The organism is Streptomyces shenzhenensis (genome assembly GCF_021462265.1).
Classification (GTDB): domain Bacteria; phylum Actinomycetota; class Actinomycetes; order Streptomycetales; family Streptomycetaceae; genus Streptomyces; species Streptomyces shenzhenensis.
Map to the genome: position 1 here is coordinate 325,392 of NZ_JAJONF010000005.1, position 20,084 is coordinate 345,475.

Annotated in this window: 15 protein-coding genes and 3 pseudogenes; 4 read left to right on the plus strand and 14 right to left on the minus strand. The window is 70.8% G+C overall.

What is annotated here, in order from left to right:
- Positions 1–559: 559 nt before the first annotated feature.
- Positions 560–1,660 carry an NADH:flavin oxidoreductase/NADH oxidase gene (locus tag LQ326_RS09855; RefSeq protein WP_234534719.1) on the minus strand — a complete coding sequence of 367 codons (1,101 nt, stop codon included), beginning with the start codon at positions 1,658–1,660 and terminating at the stop codon, positions 560–562.
- A 340-nt stretch (positions 1,661–2,000) separates the two neighbouring features.
- On the opposite strand from LQ326_RS09855, the pseudogene LQ326_RS48630 reads away from it, so the two are divergent.
- Positions 2,001–2,342: pseudogene (locus LQ326_RS48630) on the plus strand (ATP-binding protein); the annotation flags it as partial.
- A gap of 113 nt (positions 2,343–2,455) precedes the next feature.
- Here LQ326_RS48630 and htpG read toward each other — a convergent pair.
- From htpG to LQ326_RS09910, 11 genes are all read right to left on the minus strand, one after another.
- Positions 2,456–4,402 carry a molecular chaperone HtpG gene (htpG, locus tag LQ326_RS09860; protein ID WP_234534722.1) on the minus strand — a complete coding sequence of 649 codons (1,947 nt, stop codon included), beginning with the start codon at positions 4,400–4,402 and terminating at the stop codon, positions 2,456–2,458.
- A 411-nt stretch (positions 4,403–4,813) separates the two neighbouring features.
- Entirely contained in the window at positions 4,814–5,521 is a 708-nt protein-coding gene (locus tag LQ326_RS09865; RefSeq protein ID WP_234534724.1) for a FadR/GntR family transcriptional regulator, read from the minus strand.
- A 277-nt stretch (positions 5,522–5,798) separates the two neighbouring features.
- Positions 5,799–6,011 carry a beta/alpha barrel domain-containing protein gene (locus LQ326_RS09870; RefSeq protein ID WP_234534725.1) on the minus strand — a complete coding sequence of 71 codons (213 nt, stop codon included), beginning with the start codon at positions 6,009–6,011 and terminating at the stop codon, positions 5,799–5,801.
- On the minus strand, positions 6,008–6,769 hold the full coding sequence (locus LQ326_RS09875) for an SDR family oxidoreductase (protein WP_308401887.1): 762 nt from the start codon (positions 6,767–6,769) through the stop codon (positions 6,008–6,010). The genes LQ326_RS09870 and LQ326_RS09875 overlap by 4 nt, the downstream gene beginning before the upstream one ends.
- Before the next feature lie 5 nt (positions 6,770–6,774).
- Positions 6,775–7,818, minus strand: coding sequence for a zinc-dependent alcohol dehydrogenase (locus LQ326_RS09880; protein WP_234534729.1), 1,044 nt, complete (start codon positions 7,816–7,818; stop codon positions 6,775–6,777).
- Positions 7,815–8,252 carry an RbsD/FucU domain-containing protein gene (locus tag LQ326_RS09885; RefSeq protein ID WP_234534731.1) on the minus strand — a complete coding sequence of 146 codons (438 nt, stop codon included), beginning with the start codon at positions 8,250–8,252 and terminating at the stop codon, positions 7,815–7,817. The genes LQ326_RS09880 and LQ326_RS09885 overlap by 4 nt, the downstream gene beginning before the upstream one ends.
- Positions 8,253–8,254: 2 nt before the next feature.
- The gene (locus tag LQ326_RS09890; protein WP_234534733.1) at positions 8,255–9,151 is read right to left on the minus strand and encodes an amidohydrolase family protein; all 897 of its coding nucleotides are present in this window, start codon (positions 9,149–9,151) and stop codon (positions 8,255–8,257) included.
- The gene (locus tag LQ326_RS09895; protein ID WP_234534735.1) at positions 9,144–10,469 is read right to left on the minus strand and encodes an L-fuconate dehydratase; all 1,326 of its coding nucleotides are present in this window, start codon (positions 10,467–10,469) and stop codon (positions 9,144–9,146) included. Before LQ326_RS09895 ends, LQ326_RS09890 begins: the two co-directional genes overlap by 8 nt.
- Positions 10,470–10,548: 79 nt before the next feature.
- Positions 10,549–11,592 (minus strand): ABC transporter permease, encoded by a 1,044-nt coding sequence (locus LQ326_RS09900; RefSeq protein ID WP_234534737.1) that lies wholly within the window; start codon positions 11,590–11,592, stop codon positions 10,549–10,551.
- Positions 11,585–13,150, minus strand: coding sequence for a sugar ABC transporter ATP-binding protein (locus LQ326_RS09905; protein ID WP_234534739.1), 1,566 nt, complete (start codon positions 13,148–13,150; stop codon positions 11,585–11,587). The genes LQ326_RS09900 and LQ326_RS09905 overlap by 8 nt, the downstream gene beginning before the upstream one ends.
- Before the next feature lie 46 nt (positions 13,151–13,196).
- A complete protein-coding gene (locus tag LQ326_RS09910; RefSeq protein ID WP_234534742.1) occupies positions 13,197–14,261 on the minus strand; it encodes a sugar ABC transporter substrate-binding protein in 1,065 nt (354 codons plus the stop codon).
- Positions 14,262–14,786: 525 nt separating this feature from the next.
- Here LQ326_RS09910 and LQ326_RS09915 point away from each other — a divergent pair.
- Positions 14,787–16,718 carry an alpha-L-fucosidase gene (locus LQ326_RS09915; RefSeq protein WP_234534744.1) on the plus strand — a complete coding sequence of 644 codons (1,932 nt, stop codon included), beginning with the start codon at positions 14,787–14,789 and terminating at the stop codon, positions 16,716–16,718.
- A gap of 940 nt (positions 16,719–17,658) precedes the next feature.
- Here LQ326_RS09915 and LQ326_RS09920 read toward each other — a convergent pair.
- Positions 17,659–19,020, minus strand: a complete 1,362-nt coding sequence (locus tag LQ326_RS09920) for an alpha/beta hydrolase family protein (RefSeq protein WP_234534745.1) — start codon at positions 19,018–19,020, stop codon at positions 17,659–17,661.
- A 104-nt stretch (positions 19,021–19,124) separates the two neighbouring features.
- Positions 19,125–19,688, minus strand: a complete 564-nt coding sequence (locus LQ326_RS09925; protein WP_234534747.1) for an ArsR/SmtB family transcription factor — start codon at positions 19,686–19,688, stop codon at positions 19,125–19,127.
- Between the two features lie 132 nt (positions 19,689–19,820).
- Between LQ326_RS09925 and LQ326_RS47790 the strand changes: the two are divergent.
- Both LQ326_RS47790 and LQ326_RS09935 read left to right on the plus strand, forming a co-directional pair.
- Positions 19,821–19,931 (plus strand): annotated as a pseudogene (locus LQ326_RS47790) (DUF6233 domain-containing protein); the annotation flags it as partial.
- Positions 19,932–19,949: 18 nt separating this feature from the next.
- A pseudogene (locus LQ326_RS09935) lies at positions 19,950–20,078 on the plus strand (IS5/IS1182 family transposase); the annotation flags it as partial.
- Between the last annotated feature and the right edge of the window lie 6 nt (positions 20,079–20,084).

The window sequence follows — 20,084 nt, forward strand, 5'->3', positions numbered from 1 at the left end:
CTACCCGGCGGCCTCCCGCGGGGAAACCGCCGGGCGTTCCAGCGGTCGCGGTGCCCGGCCCGCTGCGCAGTCCGGCAGGAGATCGGGGGAGCCCCCGGCGGCGCGCCGGGGGGGCAGACCCTTCGGCCCGGCCCGAACCGCCCCGTTCTCAGACGAGGGTGGACATCCTCGCCGACGCCGGCGACGCCAGGAAGGAGTCCAGAGTTCGTCTCAGGTTCATCAGGAACCGATGGCTGTCCTGCAGTTCCGCCAGCTCCGTGCCGGACGGGACGACCGCCCTCGCGGACGCCGGGCAGGAAACCGAGCCCGTCACGGCCTCGGTCTGACAGCCCCCGCTACCCCCTGTACGACGCGCTGAACTGGCTGAACGAGTCAAGGGCCTGCCTGGCCGGCACTCGGTGCGAGAGTGGAGCCGGGGCGGTGCGGCCGGGGCGAAGGGCCGGACGGAGCCGGGCGCGGCAAGACGCGGGTCGGCGGCCGCCCACCCCTCCACCGATGTCCGCCTCGGCCCGCCGACGGCACAGGTGTGCCACCCCGGCCGGCGGCGCTCACCGTGTGGTCACGCCCGGTGGTACTGGACGGGCGTGTGCACCTCGCCGCCGAGTGCGGCGGCGGCGTGGCGCGGCCAGTAGGGGTCGCGGAGCAGTTCACGGGCCAGGAGGACGGCGTCGGCGCGGCCGGAGGCGACGATCTCCTGCGCCTGGGCCGGCTCGGTGATCATTCCGACGGCCGCGACCGGCATCTCGGTCTCCTCACGCACCCGTTCGGCGAACGGCACCTGGTAGCCGGGGCCGGTCTCGATCCGGGCGCCGGGGGCGATGCCGCCGGTGGAGACGTCCATCAGGTCCACCCCGCGGGCCTGGAGTTCCTTGGCGAGGCGGACGGTGTCGTCGGCGGTCCAGCCCTCGCGGTCGTCCTCGGGGTTCTCGCTCAGCCAGTCGGTGGCGGAGACGCGGAAGAACACCGGCAGTTCCTCCGGCCACACCGCCCGCACGGCTTCCACGACCTCCAGGGCGAAGCGGATCCGGTTCTCGAAGGAGCCCCCGTACTCGTCGGTGCGGTGGTTGCTGTGCGGGGAGAGGAACTGGTGGATGAGGTAGCCGTGGGCTCCGTGGATCTCGATGACATCGAAGCCGGCGGCCAGCGCGCGTACGGCGGCCTCGGCGAACCGCTGGACGAGGTGCCGGATCTGTTGCGCGGACAGCTCGGCCGGAGTGGTGGCGGAGTCGTCGAAGGGTACGGCGCTGGGGGCGACCGGCTGCCAGCCGTAGGGCTCGTCCGGGCGGATCCACCGGCCGCGGTCGACCCAGGTCCGTTCGGCCGACGCCTTGCGGCCGGCGTGGGCCAGCTGGATGCCGGCAACGCTCCCCTGCGACTTCAGGAAGGAGGTGACGCGCCGGAACGCGGCGACCTGGGTGTCGTTCCAGATGCCGAGGTCGTAGGGGCTGATCCGGCCCTCCGGGCTGACGGCCGTGGCCTCGGTGAGGATCAGCCCCGCCCCGCCGGTCGCGCGTGCCGCCAGGTGGGCGAAGTGCCAGTCCGTGGGGACACCCGCCGCCTCGCCCTCGGGTTCGGCGCTGTACTGGCACATCGCGGCCATCCAGATGCGGTTGGGGACGGTCAGCGACCTGGTCGCGTAGGGCGTGAAGAGAGATGTCATACGAACTCCTTGTAGGCGGACCGGACTGGCAGGGCATGACGAAGACCGGCGACGGACACAAGCGTACGACGGCAACCGTCGTGCGCGGGTTTTTCATTCCCGCTGCTTACCGGCGTCTGCAAGTAATCTACCGCCCGGCAGCCGGGTCATGGCCGGGCGGTCCGCGTCGGAAGGCCCCCATGGTCGCCGGCCGTGCGGCGGCGGACCGGAAACCTCGACGACCGGTTCGAATGCGGATTGCCGCCGTGGCCGGAAAACCTCTTTATTGAATGGTCAAGCCTGTTGTCGCGACTGCCGAAAGACTGCCGCACGTCTGGACGCCTGAGAAAGGTACATACAGGTGATCGGGCGGAAACCGGAGGCCGAGCGGCTGACCGCCTTCGTCGAAGCTGCGGGACAGGGACAGGGGGCCTCGGCGCTCGTCTCCGGCGAAGCGGGGATCGGGAAGGGCGAACTCGTGTCCGCGGTCGTCGAGGCCGCTTCGTCGTCAGGCTTCGACGTGCTGACCTGTCGCGGCATACGGGAGCGCTGCTGGCGCCTCTCCCACCGCGCCTCGGAGGCCACCTGCACCGCGCTTACGCGAAGCTGCAGATCAGCCGGCGGTCGCGGCTCGCCACCGCTCCGGCGTCCGTCCTGGACTGACCGGTGCGGAGGCCGCGTCCTGCCGTTGCGCCGACGGCGGGCGGGCGCGGCGGGGCGCGGCATGGCGGGCGCCGGCCCGTCGCCGAGGCGCAGACTCGCCGGCCGGACGAGCCTGGGTGCGCGGGGGTGCGGCGGGCCGCACCCCCGCAGCGGTCACAGCGCCTTGGTGAGGCGCTCGGTGAGGAGCCGGGTGAAGCGGGCGGGGTCGGGCAGGTCCCCGCCTTCGGCGAGCAGCGCGCCGCCGTGGACCAGTTCGGCGATCTCCGCGAGGGCCGGATCGTCCGCGTTCGCCTGGTGGGCCTGGCGCAGGGCGGTGATGAGGGGATGGGTGGGGTTGAGCTCCAGGATCCGCTTCACGCTGGGCAGGTCCTGGCCCATGGCCCGGTACATCTTCTCCAGGGTGGGGGTGAGGTCGTGGGCGTCGCCGACGAGGCACGCGGCGGAGGTGGTGAGCCGGGTGGAGAGACGGACCTGCTTGACCTGCTCGGCGAGGGTGGTCTGCAGCCACGTGAGGAGGCTCGCGTAGTCCTGTTCGCGCTGCGCCCGCTCCGCCTTGGCCTCGTCGCTGCCGTCGGTTCCGGTGTCGTCGTCGAGGTCCACCTGGCCCTTGGCGATGGACTGGAAACGGTGGCCGTCGAACGCGGGGACCTGGTCGGTCCAGACCTCGTCGACGGGGTCGGTGAGGATGAGGACCTCGTAGCCCCTGGCGGTGAAGGCCTCCATGTGCGGGGAGTTCTCCACCATGGCGCGGTTCTCGCCGGTCAGGTAGTAGATGGCGTTCTGGCCGTCCTTCATCCGCGTGACGTACTCGCGCAGCGTGGTCGCCTTCTCCGGATCGTTGGTCGAGGCGGTGGAGACCAGTTCGAGGATCGCGTCGGTGTTGTCGCGGTCCTCGAGCAGGCCTTCCTTGATCACTCGCCCGAACTGCTCCCACAGCTTGGTGTAGGCGTCCGTCCTGGTGGCCTGCATGTCCTTGATCGCGGCGAGGACCTTCTTGACGAGGCGTCGGCGCACGGCGGTGATCTGGCGGTCGTGCTGGAGGATCTCGCGGGAGACGTTGAGGGACAGGTCGTGGGCGTCGACGACGCCCTTGACGAAGCGCAGGTAGTTCGGCATCAGCGCGTCGCAGTCGTCCATGATGAACACGCGCTTGACGTACAGCTGCACACCGGGCTTGGTGTCGCGGGAGAACAGGTCGAACGGGGCGCGGGCGGGGAGGAACAGCAGCGCCTCGTACTCGAAGGTGCCCTCGGCGCGCATGTGGACGGTCTCGGCCGGGGGCTGCCAGTCGTGGCTGATCTGCTGGTAGAACTCGCTGTACTCGGCCTCGGACACCTCGCTGCGCGGACGGGCCCACAGCGCCTTCATCGAGTTCAGCGTCTCCGGCTCGCCCGCGGTCTCACCCTCGGCGCCGGTGTCCGCGTCGGCGGTGTCGGCGGTGTCGGTGGGTTCGGCGGCCATGCGGATGGGCCAGCGGATGAAGTCCGAGTACTGCTTGACGATCTGGCGGATCTTCCACCGGGCCAGGTAGTCGCCGAGACCGTCCTCGTCGTCCTCGGCCTTGAGGTGCAGCGTGACCGAGGTGCCCACCGGCAGACCGTCGACTCCCTGGATCGTGTACGTGCCCTCGCCGTCGGACTCCCACAGCGTGCCCTGCTCGGTGCCGGCACGACGGGTGCGCAGGGTGACCTTGTCGGCGACCATGAAAGCCGAGTAGAAGCCGACGCCGAACTGCCCGATCAGGTGCTGCGCCGCGTCGGCGTCCTTGGCTTCCTTGATCTTGGCGAGCAGGCTCGCGGTGCCGGACTTGGCGATGGTGCCGATCAGGTCGACGACGTCGTCGCGGGTCATGCCGATGCCGTTGTCCCGCACGGTCAGGGTGCGGGCGTCCTTGTCGACCTCCAGGGTGATGTGCAGGTCTGAGGCATCGAGGCCGGTGTGGGTGAGCGATTCCAGGCGGAGCTTGTCGAGGGCGTCGGAGGCGTTGGAGATCAGCTCGCGCAGGAAGATGTCCTTGTTCGAGTAGATCGAGTGGATCACCAGCTGCAGCAGCTGGCGGGTCTCTGCCTGGAATTCCAGCGTCTCGGTCGGGCTGGCCACGGAACGTGTCTCCTTCAGGTGATGGGAAGGGTGCGGTCGGATCGAATTGCCGGGGCCGGGCGGCCGTGCTCCATGGCTGCCCCGGGACATCCGGCCCAACCTCCCCGGCTGGACGCCCAGATCCTCAGCCACTTCCGGAATCGGCTTCCCGGTCTCCGTCACGATCCGCGCGTGGGCATGTCAGTAGGGTAGCGCCGGCACGCAGCGAGACGGCGGTCACGCGGGCCGCACCCGGAGCGCGCACCACCGCGAGCGAAGCCCTGACCGAACTCCGGTTGCCCACCGACGACGTTCGCGGCCTGGCGCCCGCCGGCCGGTGCGCCCCACGGGTGGCCGACGCGGGCAGGCACGCGCCTCGTCGGGGTGCGCGCCGTCACCCCTCCCCGGGCGGGTCCAGCAGGCACCGGCCCGTCAGTCGCCGAACCGGTCCGTCGCCGCGTCCAGGTGATCGCGCAGCCACTGCTCCGTGCTGTGGACGTGCAACAGTGCCGCGGCCTGGCTGCGGGCGGAGTCGCGGCTCGCGAGCGCGGAGAAGATCGCCTCGTGCTCGGCCAGGGTGCGGCCGGCCGCCTGGGCGTCCACCAGGCCGTGCCAGACACGGGCCCGCAGGGTCCGCCCCGAGATGCCCTCCAGAATCGTCAGGAGCGTCTCGTTGCCGGTGGCGGCGACCACGGCCCGGTGGAACGCCGCGTCGTGCACGTTGAGCAGTTCGACGTCCTCACGGGCCTCCCGCATGGCGTCCAGATGGCGCTTCACCTCGGCGAGGCCCTCCGCCGAGATACGGGTCGCGGCGAGTGCGGTGGCCACCGGTTCGAGCAACCTGCGTACTTCCACCAGGTCGATGAGCGCGCCGGCGTCCCCCTGCAGCAACTCCACCGCGCCGCCGAGGCTCTCCAGCAGCAGGCTCGGCTGCAGGCTGGTGACGTACGTCCCGTCACCGCGCCTGACCTCCAGGATCCGCGCCACGGCCAGGGACTTCACCGCCTCCCGTGCCAGGTTGCGGGACAGACCCAGCTGCGCGGCGAGATCCTGTTCCGGCGGGAGTTTCGAGCCCGGCGGGAGCGCGCCGGTCCTGATGAGCTCACGGATCTGCTCGATCGCTCTGTCCGTCAGAGACACGGGGACCCCTCCCTCGTCAGCGCCGGTCGTCGGGGCCCGTGTCGGGGGGCACCGGCCGCGGGGGCGACGACCGGAACGTCCGTCCTGGTGAGACCGCGGTTCCTCTGATCCTCCCAGAGTCCGGCCGGTACCGGTTCCCGGTGAAGTGCGACGTCACAGCAGGCCTGCCGCGCGTCACGCGTGCCGAGGGCGACGTCGACGGCGCACGGGTGGGTGAGGCGGAAGCGCGGCGTCACCTCGCCGGGGGCGATCACCTCCGGTCCGGGTCCCGGAGCAGTCATCGCCCGCCCCCGCCCCCGGCTGCCGCGATCAGTGACCGGATGCGGGCGAGGCCGCCGCGCTCCAGGTGGTCCGCGGTGGCCGGCCGGCCACCGCCCACGGCGGCGACCGACGGGCAGGCGAGGCGGCCGGCCGCGGAGCGCGGGCCGATCCCGCCCGTCGGCACCGGCATGTCCCGGGTACCGGCGAGGGCGGTGGCGAGGCAGCTCACCGGCCCAGCCATCCGCCGTCGACGGGCAGGATCGTGCCGTGCACGTAGGCGGCGGCGTCCGAGGCCAGGAAGACGGCGGCCCCCGCGAGATCATCGGCCTCGCCCCAGCGGCCCGCCGGGATACGGTCCAGGATCGCCGCGTTCCGGGCCTGGTCCGCACGCAGGGCCGCGGTGTTGTCGGTCGCGATGTAGCCAGGCGCGATGGCGTTGACGTTCACGCCGTGCGGGGCCCACTCGTTGGCCAGGGCCTTGGTCAGACCGGAGATGCCGTGCTTGGTCGCGGTGTAGCCGGGCACGTTGATCCCGCCCTGGAAGCTGAGCAGCGACGCCGTGAAGATGATCTTTCCCCGGCCGCGGGCGACCATCGCCGCACCGACCGCCCGGGTCAGCTTGAACTGGGCGGTGAGGTTCACCTGGAGGACCAGGTCCCAGTCGGTGTCCGGGTGCTCGGCGGCCGGCGCGCGCCGGATGGTGCCCGCGTTATTCACCAGGATGTCCACCGGCCGTTCGCGTCCGGCGAGGTCCTCGCCGAGAGCGCGGACCGCCTCGGGGTCGCCGAAGTCCGTCCGGATCGCCTCGAAGGAACGCCCGGCGGCGGCCACGTCCTTGGCGACGTCGCTGCCGGACTCCTCCAGGCCGGCGCTGACGCCGATCACGTCGGCGCCCGCCTCCGCGAGGGCACGGGCCACGGCCCGGCCGATCCCGCGCCGCGCCCCGGTGACGACGGCCAGCCTGCCGCTCAGGTCGAAGGCGTTCACCGCGCTCATACGGCGGCTCCCGCGGTGTCCGCGCCGCAGTCGACAAGGATCTTCATCACGTTGCCACCGGCCTCCAGCGCCTCGAACGCCGAGGGCGCCTCGGTCAGCGGCACCACCCCGCTGATGAGAGCCCCGGCCGGGAAGTCCGGGTCCGCCACCAGGGCGACCGCCCGCTCGAAGTCGGCCCGCTCGTACAACCGGGCGCCCACCAGGGTGAGTTCACGCCAGAAGAAGCGGTGCAGGTTCACCTCCCTGGGCTGCGCGTGGATCGCGACCAGGCACAGCCGGCCCCGCACGCCCAGCACCTCCACGGCCGTCTCCACACCCGCCGCCGCACCGGACACCTCGAAGGCCACGTCCGCGCCCGCGTCCCCGGTCCACTCGCGCACCAGCGCGAGCACGTCGTCGGCCGCCGGATCCCAGACGTCCAGGCCCAGCTCCGCGGCCAGCTTCCTGCGGTGCGGGCTCAGCTCCACCACGCGCACCTGCGCACCGGCGCCGCGTGCCACGAGCGCGATGAGGACACCGACCGGGCCGCCGCCGACCACCACGACCCGTTCGCCCGAGCCGACCCCGGCACGGGCGACGTCGTGCACCGCGACCGCCGTGGGCTCCACCAGCGCGGCCCGGTCCAGGGAAACCCCGTCGGGCACCCGTACCAACGTCGCCGCGGGAACGGTCCAGCGCTGCTGCATCGCGCCGGGGGAGTCGATGCCGATGAAGTCGAGATGCTGGCAGACATGCCGGTGGCCGGCCCGGCAGGCCGGGCAGTCGCCGTCCCAGCGCAGCGGCATCACGGTGACCGCGTCCCCGGGCCGCCAGCCCTCGACGTCCGGTCCCACCCGGACCACACGCCCGGACATCTCGTGCCCGAGGACCGCCGGGGTGGTCACCCGGGCGTCCATGTCACCGTGGAAGATGTGCAGATCGGTGCCGCAGATACCGACGTAGGCGGGGGCCAGTTCCACCTCGCCGGGGCCCGGCGGCGGATTCTCCACGCGCGCGGTGTCCAGGGTGCGGGCGGCCGTGTAACGGACGGCTAGAGTCATCGCGGGTTCAGGGTCCCTTCGGCGCGGACGCCAATGGTGAGGAGCAGGTTCGCGTAGGTGCGGACGTCGGCGGTGACGACGGCCAGCGCCAGGTCGGGGGAGCGGGCGGCCTCGTAGAAGGCGAAGCGGTCGAGCGCCGTCACCGGCACGGGCGCCAGCCGGGCGCGGTGTGCGGCGACGGCGGCGGGTTCCGGTTCGCCCTCCGGCGGCACCATCACGTGCGCCGCCTCCACGGGCACGGCCCGCAGCAGTACGTCGAGCACGGTGGAGACGTCGAGCACGCCGGGGGAGAGGTTGAGGTGGACGGTCTGTGCCCGGGGGCCGACGGCCGTACTGGCGGGATAGTGCCCGTCGGCCAGCAGCACACGGGCACCGTGCCCGGCGCCGGCCAGGGCCCCGAGGACGCCGGGGTGCAGCAGTTCGGTCAGCAGCATGCTCAGGTGGTCCCTTCTCGGGGCTCGGTGTCGGAAAGACCGTAGAAGCGGGCGGCGGTACGGCGCAGCACCGCGTCCGTCTCGCCCGGCGAGGCGCCGGTCAGGAATTCGTCCATCGCCGACGCCCACCGGTTCCAGCCGCCCGCCAGGACACACACCGGCCAGTCCGAGCCGAACATCAGCCGGTCCGCGCCGAAGGCGTCGGCCAGCACCTCCCACACCGGACGCAGGCCGGCCGCCGACCACTTCTCGTGGTCGGCCTCGGTGACCAGCCCGGACACCTTGCAGCGGACGTGCGGGAAGCCGGCGAGGACGCGGACGTTCCGTTCCCAGTCGGAGAGTTCGCCGTCGGCGAGGGGCGGTTTGCCCGCGTGGTCCAGGACCACCGGCAGTTCCGGGAAGCGCCTGGCCAGCCGGATCGCCTCGGGGAACTGGTGGGAGCGGATCAGGATGTCGTAGCCGAGACCGCGTGCCTGGAGCGTGCGCAGGCCGCGTTCGACGGCGGGGCGCTGGAGCCAGTCGGGATCGGTCTCGTCCTGGACCAGGTGCCGCAGGGCGCGAAGCCGCCCGCCGCCCGCGCCTTCGCGCAGTTCGTCCAGGACGTCCCCGAGCGCGGGCGAGGTCAGGTCGGCCCAGCCGACGACGGCCGCGAGGAGCGGGTCCCCGTCCGCCAGGGCGAGGAGTTCACGGGTCTCGTCCACGGACGCCACGCACTGCACGACCACGGTCGCCGCCAGACTGCGGCCCGCGATCGGCCGGGTCGCGGCCGATCGCAGGTCCCCGGGCCGGAAGGACCGGTTGATGGGCGTGTGGGCCGGGACGTCCAGCCACGGCTGGGCGCGGCGGGCGAGATCCCACACGTGGTGGTGGGCGTCGATCAGTGCCCGATCGTCAGACACGGGCGGTCCAGACCGGGCCGTCGGGGTAGGCGTACTCCTTGAGGGTCGCCTGGTGCATCTGCGCGCCCAGTCCGGGCCGGGTGGGGGCGAGGTAGTGGCCCTCGACGATGCGCACGGGGTCCACGAAGTGCTCGTGCAGGTGGTCGACGTACTCGATGACCCGGTCCTCCAGGGTGCCGGAGACGGCGACGTAGTCGAACATCGACAGGTGCTGGACCATCTCGCACAGGCCGACACCGCCCGCGTGCGGGCACACCGGAACACCGAACTTCGCGGCCAGCAGCAGGATCGCGATGTTCTCGTTGACCCCGCCCACCCGCGCGGAGTCGATCTGCACGATGTCGACCGCGCCCGCCTGGAGGAACTGCTTGAAGACGACCCGGTTGGCGACGTGTTCCCCGGTGGCGACCTTGATGGGGCTCAGCGCCCTGCGGACGGCCAGGTGGCCGAGGATGTCGTCGGGGGAGGTGGGCTCCTCGATCCAGTAGGGGTCGTAGGGGGCCAGGGCGCGCATCCAGTCGATGGCCGGCTGGACGTCCCAGCGCTGGTTGGCGTCGACCGCGATCCGGATGCCGTCGCCGACGGTCTCGCGCGCGGTGCGCAGCCGGCGGACGTCGTCCTCCAGCGAGGCGCCGACCTTCAGTTTGATCTGGGTGAAGCCGTCCGCGACCGCCTCCCGCGCCAGGCGTGCCAGCTTCTCGTCGGAGTAACCGAGCCAGCCGGGGCTCGTGGTGTAGGCGGGGTATCCGCGCTCCAGCAGCCGGGCCGTACGCTCCTCGCGCCCCGGCTCTGCCCGGCGCAGGATCTCCAGGGCCTCTTCGGGAGTGAGGGCGTCGCTCAGCCAGCGGAAGTCGACCTGGGCGACCAGTTCCTCGGGGGTCATCTCGGAGAGGAGACGCCACACGGGCTTGCCGGCGCGCTTGGCCGCCAGGTCCCAGGCAGCGTTGACGACGGCGCCCGTCGCCATGTGGATGGCGCCCTTCTCCGGTCCGAGCCAGCGCAGTTGCGGATCGTGGATCAGGGTCCGGGCGAAGGCGCCGAGGTCGGCGCAGACCTCGGCGACGGACAGGCCGACCACGTGCGGGGCGAGGGTGGCGATGGCGGCGGCCTGCGCGTCGTTGCCACGGCCGGTGGTGAACGCGAGGGCATGGCCCTCCAGTCCGTCCCCGGCGTCAGTGCGCAGGATCACGTAGGCGGCCGAGTAGTCGGGTTCGGGATTCATCGCGTCCGACCCGTCCAGCTCCTCGGAGGTCGGGAACCGCACATCCAGGACGTCCAGGGCGGTGATGCGGGCGGTCGCGGGGACAAGGGAGGACATGACGGCGACTCCTGTTGGAGGCGGGCGGGAGCGGAGCCCGCTGGTACGGGGTGGGAACGACGGCCGGGCGGCCGGTGTGTCAGTCCTGGGCCTTGCCGCCGGTGATCCGGGAGATCGTGAGGGCGACGAGGATGATCAGGCCGTTCAGGGCTCCGATCCACTGGGCGGGCACGCCCGCCAGGGTGAGCACGTTCTGGATCATGAAGAGCAGCAGGACGCCGGTGAAGGCGCCGAACACGGTGCCCTTGCCGCCGTTGAGGCTGATCCCCCCGATCACTGCGGCGGCGAAGACGGTGAAGATGTAGCCGTTGCCCTGGGCGGACGCGACCGAGGCCAGCCGTCCGGACAGCAGCAGACCGGCCAGCGCGGCGAGCAGGCTGCCGGTGACGATGACGATCCCGAGCACCCGGTCGGTACGGACACCGGCGGCCTTGGCGGCATCGACGTTGCCGCCGACGGCGTACAGGGAACGGCCGAAGCTGGTCCAGCCGAGGACGACGACGGCCACCGCGAACAACGCCAGGCAGATCCAGATGGACGCCGGCATCCCCAGCCACTCCGCGGTCCCCAGGTACAGCATCGACGGCGGCAGCTGGAAGAACGTCTGGCCGCCGGAGATACCGGTGAGCACACCGCGAAGCACGATCAGCATGCCGAGGGTGACGATGAACCCGTTCAGCCCGAAGCGGATGATCAACAGGGAGTTCAGGAGACCGACGAGCACGCCGACCGCGAGCGTGACGGGGATCGCCCAGGCCCCCGGCAGGAGACCCAGGCCGTGCCCCGCGCCCGCCGGGACGACCAGCCAGGCCGCGACACCGGGCGCGAGGCCCATCGTCGACTCCAGCGACAGGTCCATCTTCTTGACGATCAGGATCATCGTCTGGGCGAGGACCAGCAGGGCCATCTCGGACATGGTCTGCAGGACGTTTATGAGGTTGTCCGGCTGCAGGAAGACCGGGTTCACGATCTGGCCGACGATCGCGATGATCACGATCGCCGGTACCAGGGCCAGGTCGCGCAGCCGCGCCAGCGGTATCCGGCCACCGAGCAGGACGCGCGGGCCGCGGCCGGGCTGCGCCGCGTCCAGGGCGGGCGCGTCCGCGAGGGTCTTTTCAGGCATGGATGTCCACTCCTTCCATCGCGGCCACGAGATCGTGGTCGTGCCAGCCGCGGGGTATCTCACGGGTCACCCGGCCCTGGAACATCACCAGGACCCGATCGCACATCCGCAGGTCGTCGAGTTCGTCGGAGGCGATGAGCACGCCGGTGCCCGAGGCGGCGGTCTCCTCGACCTTGTCGAGCAGGAATTCCTTGGAGCGCACGTCGACGCCCGCGGTCGGGTTGATCAGCACCAGCAGCCGCGGGTCGTCGGCCAGGGCGCGGGCCATGACGACCTTCTGCTGGTTGCCGCCGGACAGCGCGGAGACCGGCAGCTCCGGGCCGGGCGTCTTGATCTCCAGGTTCTCGATCATGTTCTCGGCCAGCCTGTCGCGGCGGCCCGCGCTGATGAAGCCGTGGCCGCCGAGCCGGCGGGGCACGGACAGCGTGGCGTTGTCCGCGATCGACATGTCGGGCACGAAGCCCTGGTGGTGCCGGTCCTGCGGGACGAACCCGGCGCCCGCGGCCAAAGCCGCAGGCACGCTGCCCGGACGCGGCCGGCGGCCGGCGATCAGGACCTCTCCGCCGTCGGCGGCGCGCAGTCCCACGACCGTCTCGGCCACCTCGGTACGGCCGCTGGCCGCGGCCCCGGCCAGGCCGACGATCTCTCCCGCGCCCACCTCGAAGGACACGTCCCGGTAGGCGCCCGCACTGTCCAGCGCGTCCACTCGCAGCGCGGCCGGCGCGTCCCTGTCCAGCGTGCTCGGGCGTGCGGCGCTCCCGGCCGAGGCGGCCTCACCGGTCATGGCGGCGACCAGGTCGGCGCGGGGCAGTTCGGCGACCGGCGCGGTGACGATGTGCCGGGCGTCCCGGAACACCGTCACCGTGTCGCACAGGTCGTAGACCTCCTGGAGGTGGTGACTGATGAAGAGGAAGGTCACGCCCTGCCGCTGGAGGTCCCCGATCCGCTGGAACAGCCGGCTGATGGCGGCGCCGTCGAGCTGGGCGGTCGGTTCGTCGAGGATGATGAACCGGGCCCCGAAGGACAGGGCGCGGGCGATCTCGACGAACTGCCGCTGCTCCACGGTGAGATCACCGGCCGGGGTCTGCGGATCGACCTCCACGGACCAGGCGGCCAGCAGTTCCCGCGCGCGTCGGCGCACGCCCCGCCAGCTGATCAGCCGACCGGGTGCGTGACCGTAGCGGTTCAGGAAGAGGTTCTCGGCGACGGTGAGTGTCGGGATGACCGTCGACTTCTGGTACACGCAGGCCACCCGCCGCCGCCAGGCGTCCCGGTCCGCGGGCCGCGGCGCCGGAGCGCCGCCGAAGGCCACGGTTCCCTCGTCCGGGGTGAGCAGACCCGTCAGCACGGACACCAGGGTCGACTTGCCCGCGCCGTTGCGACCGACGAGGGCGTGGGTCTCGCCGGCCCGGACGGTGATCCGCGCGCCGTTCAGAGCCACGGTGGAACCGAACCGCTTGACGATGCCCGTCGCCTCCACGACGGGCGGGTCCTCGGGGGACCGCCCGCCGTGCTGCGGGGCGGGTGCGGGGGGTGTCGTCCGTTCCCCGTCGCTCATGTCAACCGCCTTGATCTAGAGTCCCGTTGGGGTTGTCCGGTGCGGGTCAGCCGAGGTTGTTGCCCCACAGCGACGAGTCGTCGCTCTTCAGGCTGGGAATGCCGCCGTAGGTGCCGCCGTCGGCGGTGACCAGCGGTGCGGAGAGCTGGTCCTCCAGCACGCCGTCACGGACCTTGACGATGGTGCTGTCGTGGTCGGTCTTGCCGGGCTTGAAGGTCTTGCCGTCGATGGCGGCCTTCAGGTAGTAGAGGGCGTACTTGGCGTAGAGGTCGGCGGGCTGGGAGACGGTGGCGTCGATCTTGCCCGCCGCGATGTCCTTGAGTTCTTCGGGGATGCCGTCGTTGGAGACGACGAAGACGTGCTTCTTGTCCTCGGGGCCGACCAGCAGGCCCTTCTGCTTGAGCACCTGGAGCGTGCCGGAGAGGGCGAAGCTGGACTCCATGTAGACGCCCTTGATGTCCGGATGGGCGGTGAGGTCGGTCTGCAGCTTCTGGGCGGCGACCGCGCCGTCCCAGTTGGTGGCCTCGCCGAACACCGTGATCCCGGGGTAGGTCTTCTTCATGCAGTCGTTGAACGCCTCGGTGCGGTCACGGCCGTTGATGGAGTCCAGGCCGCCCTCCAGCATCACCACCGCGCCCTTGCCGCCGAGTTTGGTGCCGAGGTACTGGCAGGCCTTCTCGCCGTAGGCGCGGTTGTCGGCGCGCACCACCATGTAGACGTCACCGGTGTCGGGGCGGGTGTCCACGGTGACGACCGGGATCTTCTTCGCCGCCAGCTGCGCCAGCGTCGGCGCGATCGCGGCGGTGTCCTGCGGGGCCATGGCGATGCCCTTGACGCCCTGACTGATGAACGTCTGGGCGTTGGCGGTCAGTTTGGCGACGTCGTTCTGCGAGTTGGTGGTCTTGAGGGAGAGGCCGAGCTTCTTGGCGTACTCCGGGGTGTACTTGATGTAGGAGTTCCAGAAGTCGGTGTCGGAGCGCGGGTAGTCGACCCCGACCAGCGGCTTGCCGCTCGAAGAGGCGGCCGTACCGGAGCCGCCCGCGCAGGCGCTGACGAGTACGAGTGCGCACAGGGCTGAGCCGGCGGAACAGAGAGCGGTCCTGAGTCTCATGGGTTCTTCCTCGTGCCGGGCCGTGGACGACGGGTGGGGGCAGTGTGAGTGGGACATGTCGTCGGAGAGATGGGATGTATTTATAGGCATCGCGGGGTGCGCTGTCTAGGTGTGCGGCAGAAATCAGAGGAAGAACCTGCTTGATGGGTAGGCTGGGCTTCGCTGCTGGATCTTTGCCCGCTGGATTCATCCCATTAATGTTGGCGGATGTGCCGAGTTGTGTGACGTAGACGCCAAGACATGCGCGATGGGTGCCAGACATGCCATGTCTGGCACCCATCGGGCATCCCCATAACGTGCCCCAAGGGACAAAACCCCTTACGGGAGTGGATTTTCATCCCTGCACGCGTGTTGACACGCCTGTGCGTCATGGTCGAACTTCGTGCGTAACATCCGGCGCCCAAGGCACCCGCCGCACCAGGCATCTCGTACGCCCCTACCGGGCGTCACCCCGCCGTACCCGAGGGCCGGGTGCCGGCGGAAAGGTCACACGCACCGTCACGACACGGAACTGGGAGTGCGATCATGCCTTCAGGAAACCTGTCCCGCCGCACCCTCCTCGGCGCCGCCGGCGCGGCAGCGGTCACGGCTCTGCCCGTGCTTCCCGCCTTGTCGTCGCTCGTCCCCGAGGCCGTAGCCGACAGCCAGTCCAGCCTCGCCGCCCTGGCCGACCTGCGCTTCGGCATGTTCAACCACTTCAACATGGGCACCTTCACCGACGAGGAGTGGGCGACCCCCGGCCAGGACCCGGCGCTGTTCGCACCCACCGCCGTCGACTGTGCCCAGTGGGCGGCCGCCGCCGCGGCGGCGAAGATGAGCTACGGCGTACTGACGACCAAGCACCACGACGGCTTCTGCCTGTGGCCGACCGCGTACAACGACTACAACGTCGCCACCAGTTCCTACCCGCACGACATCGTCGCCCAGTACGTCGACGCCTTCCGCGCGAGGGGTCTGCGGGTGGGTCTCTACTTCTCGATCTGGGACCGCACCTACACCGTCCAGGCCTACGACACCCGGCACGGCGTCGCCGCCGACCAGGTGATCCAGCCCGGCGACCTCACCTACATCCTGAACCAGATCACCGAACTGCTCACGAACTACGGCACGATCGACATGTTCGTCACCGACGGCTACGCCTGGCAGATGGGCCAGCAGTCGATCTCCTACCAGCGCGTGCGCGAGCACGTGAAGTCGTTGCAGCCGGACATCGTCATGATCGACCACGGCGGTCTGTCCGTGCCGTTCCTCGGGGACGCGATCTACTTCGAGGAGCCGCTCGGCGTCACCTCGCCGACGGGCAACACCTATGCCTCGCTTCAGGGGCAGACCATCAGCAACGGCTGGTTCTGGCATCCCTCCACACCCACCACCGACCCGATGAGCAAGGCCTCGATCCTGTCCCATCTCGCCGACCTGGAACCGAAGTACACGTCGTTCATCCTCAACTGCCCGCCCAACCGGGGCGGCCGCCTGGACGACAACATCGTCACCCGCCTCGCCGAGGTCGGCGCGGCCTGGAGCCCGGACACCTCACGGCCCGCCCTGCCCGCCCAAATGCCGCGTGCCGAGCATCCGGTGACCCCGGTCAGCGCGTACGCCACCGGATTCCACACGGGCGAGGGCCCGATGAACGCGATCGACGGGCTGAGCGACAAGAACTTCGAGACCTGCTGGTCGACCTGGGGCCTGACTCTGCCGCACTCCGTCACCATCGACCTGGGCGGGGTGTGGAGCAACATCTCCACACTCGAATACCTCCCCAAGCAGTGGAACCGCACCGACTCCACGGACGGCGACATCACCGCGTACACCATCTCCACCAGCACCGACGGGACCACGTTCACCCAGGTCGCCGCGGGCACCTGGACCGGAGACCGCACCACCAAGGTCGCCGAGTGGCCGGCCCGCGGCGCCGGGTTCGTGCGCATCCGGATCGACTCCGGGACCGGCGGCTACTCCAACATCGGGGGTGTCCGCATCGGCGGCCGAAGCGCTGTTCCGGTCCTCGTCTCCCGGATCCTGCCCGCCGACGGCACGGTCTATCGCCTTGTGAACCGCAACAGCGGCAAGGTCGTCGACGTCAGCGACGCGGGGACGGCCGACGGCACCAACATCCTCCAGTGGCCCTGGAACGGTCAGGCGAACCAGAAGTGGACCTTCGTCGACGCGGGGGACGGCTACTACAAGGTCAAGGGCGTCGGCAGCGGCAAACTGATGGAGGTGGCGGGGCTGTCCCGCGTGGACGGCGGGAACGTCGGGCTCTGGTCGGACGACAGCGTGCCGCAGCAGCACTGGGCCGTGACCCCCACCGGCGACGGCTACTTCTACCTCACCAACCGCCTCAGCGGCCTGTCCCTCAACGTCGACGGCGGCTCCACCGCAGACGGCGCCAATGTCGACCAGTGGACGTACAACGGCGCTGCCCAGGAGCAGTGGCAGATCATCGCCCTGTAGGGGCTCGCCCGCACCCAGCTCTCGGTCCGCCGACGGCGTACAGTCCCGCACCCGCACCCGGATCGGCCCCGACGGCCCGCTGCCTTCCGAGGACGGAGGCGAACTCGCCCCCACCGGCCACGAGTTCTACCCGCAGGCAGTCGGAGAGGCGATCGGGGACACCTGGCGGACCACCGGGGGCCCGTGAGCGTGAGCGAGAACGGTCTCGCCACCGACCACGTCAGGCCCTTCCACCAGGTGTACGGCTCGGCCGAGGTGCGCGAACCGGGGCGGGGTCCGGACGAGCCGGCCTGACCCGCGCCGGAGGGCGGTGATCAGGCCATGAGGGGAAACGGCCGCTCACCGGGTGTGGCGGGCGTAGCGCACAGGGGGCCTTGAACGTCGGCCACCCCGGACGTCTTGTACCAGACGATGACTTCCCGTGTGGGAGAGCATGTCTTCGACGAGTGGGACGGCTTCGGCTTGGCCGTGCGGGATGCGCTGTGGCTGGGCGGGGACGTGGAACGGCCGCTGTGTGTGGCTCGTGGAGTGGGCGTATGCGCCGGGTTCGACGCGTTGTCCGTGGTCCCGGATCCGCATGCGGAGGTCAGCAGGACGGCGGCGATGGGAAGGGTGGTTCGGCGCACGGCCCCCTCTTTCTCGGCCGTGCGAAGTGCAGGAACAGGATGGCATGGCATCTACACGCGAAAGAGCGGGGCTGTGTTGCCTGACTGTGATCTTGCTCAGCCGCTGGTACCGAGCAGCGGGGCCTTGTCGGATGAGCACCTGTCGCACTGCGGGCACGGTGGCGAACGACTGCAGCCGCTACAGCGCAGCCGGGTGTGCACCGGCCGGCGTGGGGCCGGCGCACACCCGGCCATCCAGGGGGTGTCCAGGGGCTGTCTTCAGTCGTGATCAATGGCCGTTCAGGAGGCGCTGGGTCGTAGAGGGACGATGGCCGTCACGTAGCAACACCCCACCACACTGCCCACGGCACGAACCCGACAGCGGCCAGTCCGACCGGGGCCAGGCGCAGCCAGACCGCCCCGTTCGGTGTCAGCCGTCGGCGCCGGAGTGCGGCTGCCGAGGCGCAGGCGGACACTACTACGGCGAAGGCGAGCCCCTGCACCACCAGCCACAAAGCCGGACGGCCCCCTACAACCGGCGCCACTGCACCGTTGCCCGCCACGAAGACGGCGAGCGGGCAGGTCACCGTCGCCATGACCGCCAGCAGACCGAGCCCGGCCAACCACCGCACTGGGCGCAATACCGGGCCCCGGCGCAGGACGGCACTCACCGGATAGGCGGCGAAGCCGAGGAGCAGCAGCACTGGGGCGAGCCAGGCGTACCAGGCGTGTCCCGGCACGGGGGTGGAGGCGAGTGCCTGCCCGGGTACGGGGGCAGCGCTCGACGCCGGTGGGTGGCCGGCGGCCACTGCCTGCACCCAGGAGGTCATGGTCTGTGTATAGCGCGGGGACAGCTCCCCTAGCTTCTTGCCGTGGAAGAGCGGGCCGCCGATCCGGTCGAACCCGTCCGACGTGCGGTGCCCGTTGTGCGCGCCGCCGTCGACAAAGCCGATGACGGCGTGTCGGTTGCCCGCACGGGCCAGGACCTCGCGGAAGATCCGTGCGCTCTCCTGGGGCGGCACCTGTGTGTCGTGATCGCCCCACAGCGCCAGTACCGGCGTTCGGTGGAGCTGCTCCAGCACCGGCAAGGGGTCGTAGCCGGCCGCGGGGAACAGACCGGTCGAGGCCACGAATTGGGCGGCGGGGCCGGCCATGGTGCGACGGAACGGCCGGCTCACCCCTTGGTGTTGCAGATGCGTGGTGAGATTCCAGGCCTGGGTGCGCAGCGGGTCGTAGCCGGATGCGCCGATGGTGAGGATGAACGCGACGTCGCTCGAGCGCGACGCGGCCAGCGGCGTCACCCAGCCCCCCTCACTGAACCCCCACAGCCCGACCTGGCGTGCGTTCACCCCGCTCCTGGACTGCAACAACCGCACTCCGGCGAGCGCGTCGCCGGCCAGCAGGCCGAAGTCCACATGGAGCCTGGAGTAGCCGACGGTCCGCTTGTCGTAGACGAGCGTGGTGATCCCGGCACGGGCGAACGCCTCGGCCTCCTGCCGGTATTCCTCCCGGGGACCTGCGCCCGAGCCGCCGACGAGGACGATGCCAGGTTCCGGGCCGGGTGCTCCGCTCTTGCTGAGGACGGTGCCGTGCAGGACGAGCCCACCACCGCCCCGAAAAGTGACCTCTTGGCGGACCAGCCCGTCCCCGTCGGCGGACGCCCTTGGCGCGGCCAGCAGGAGGAGGGCCCCGGCCAATGCTCCGGATAAAAGGGCCAGTAAAGCGCGTATCGGTGATGCGGTCGTAGCCGAGAGCAGCACGGCGTGCGTTCCCCCTTCTCTGTCGGTTGGGTTGCGCGCGGTCAGCCGGTCTCGGGAATTCCGAGCAGCCGGACGAGCACGGTCCGCGCCTTGGGCGCATCCCCTCGTTCCGGGGCCGAGTAACGGTAGAGGAGCGCGACGTACTCCTCGAAGAACGCGCGGAGCTGGTCGGGGTCGACCCGGAGCGTGGCGCGCGAGAAGAGCGCCGCGTCGGCCCAGGGCCCCAGCGTGTCGCGCGCCTCCTCGAACCGCCGGGCGGAGTCGATCAGTTCGGCGAGGTTGAGTCGATGCATTTCGGTCAGCGCCTTGCGCATCTCCGGCGTCTGTCGGCTGTACGGCGGGAACCGCCGGTCCCCCGGCACTGCCCGCCACCACCGCTCCCGCCCCTTCGCCAGCTCGGGGACCTCCTCGACGAGGCCGTGCTTGGCCAGCTGCCGCAGGTGGTAGCTGACCAGCCCCGTGCTCTCGTCCAACTCGCGTGCAAGCACTGCGGAGTTGGCCGGTCCCCGGCGCAGGCATTGCTCGATCTTCTGTCGCATCGGGTGCGCGAAGGCGCGCAGGGCCTCGACATCGGCGATCTCTTGGGCAGGCGGTTGTTCGACCACGCCAGAAGGCTACGAGTTGCAAAGGGAACTTGCAAGGGCCGCTTGCAACTCTTGTACAAACCGAGCCACCACCTCGCCGCACATGGCTGACAGCGGGGAGAGGAACGGCGGCCGCCGCAGCCGGACTGGCTGATCCGGCACGGTCTCAACCGCAGCAACATCGACGCCGTGCACACCGGCGACTGCTGGGCGGCCGCCAGACGCGGGCGGTGCCGTCCCGCGACCCGCGAGCAGGCACTCGATGCACTGCAGCGGTCCACAGAACGCACCATGTCCTGGCTCGCCGGATGCCGCCGACTGCATCGTCGCTATGAGCGCAAAGCCGAGCACTTCCTGGCCTTGAACAGCATCGCCTGCACCCTCATCTGTTACCGCGGACTCACCAAATGAGATGAC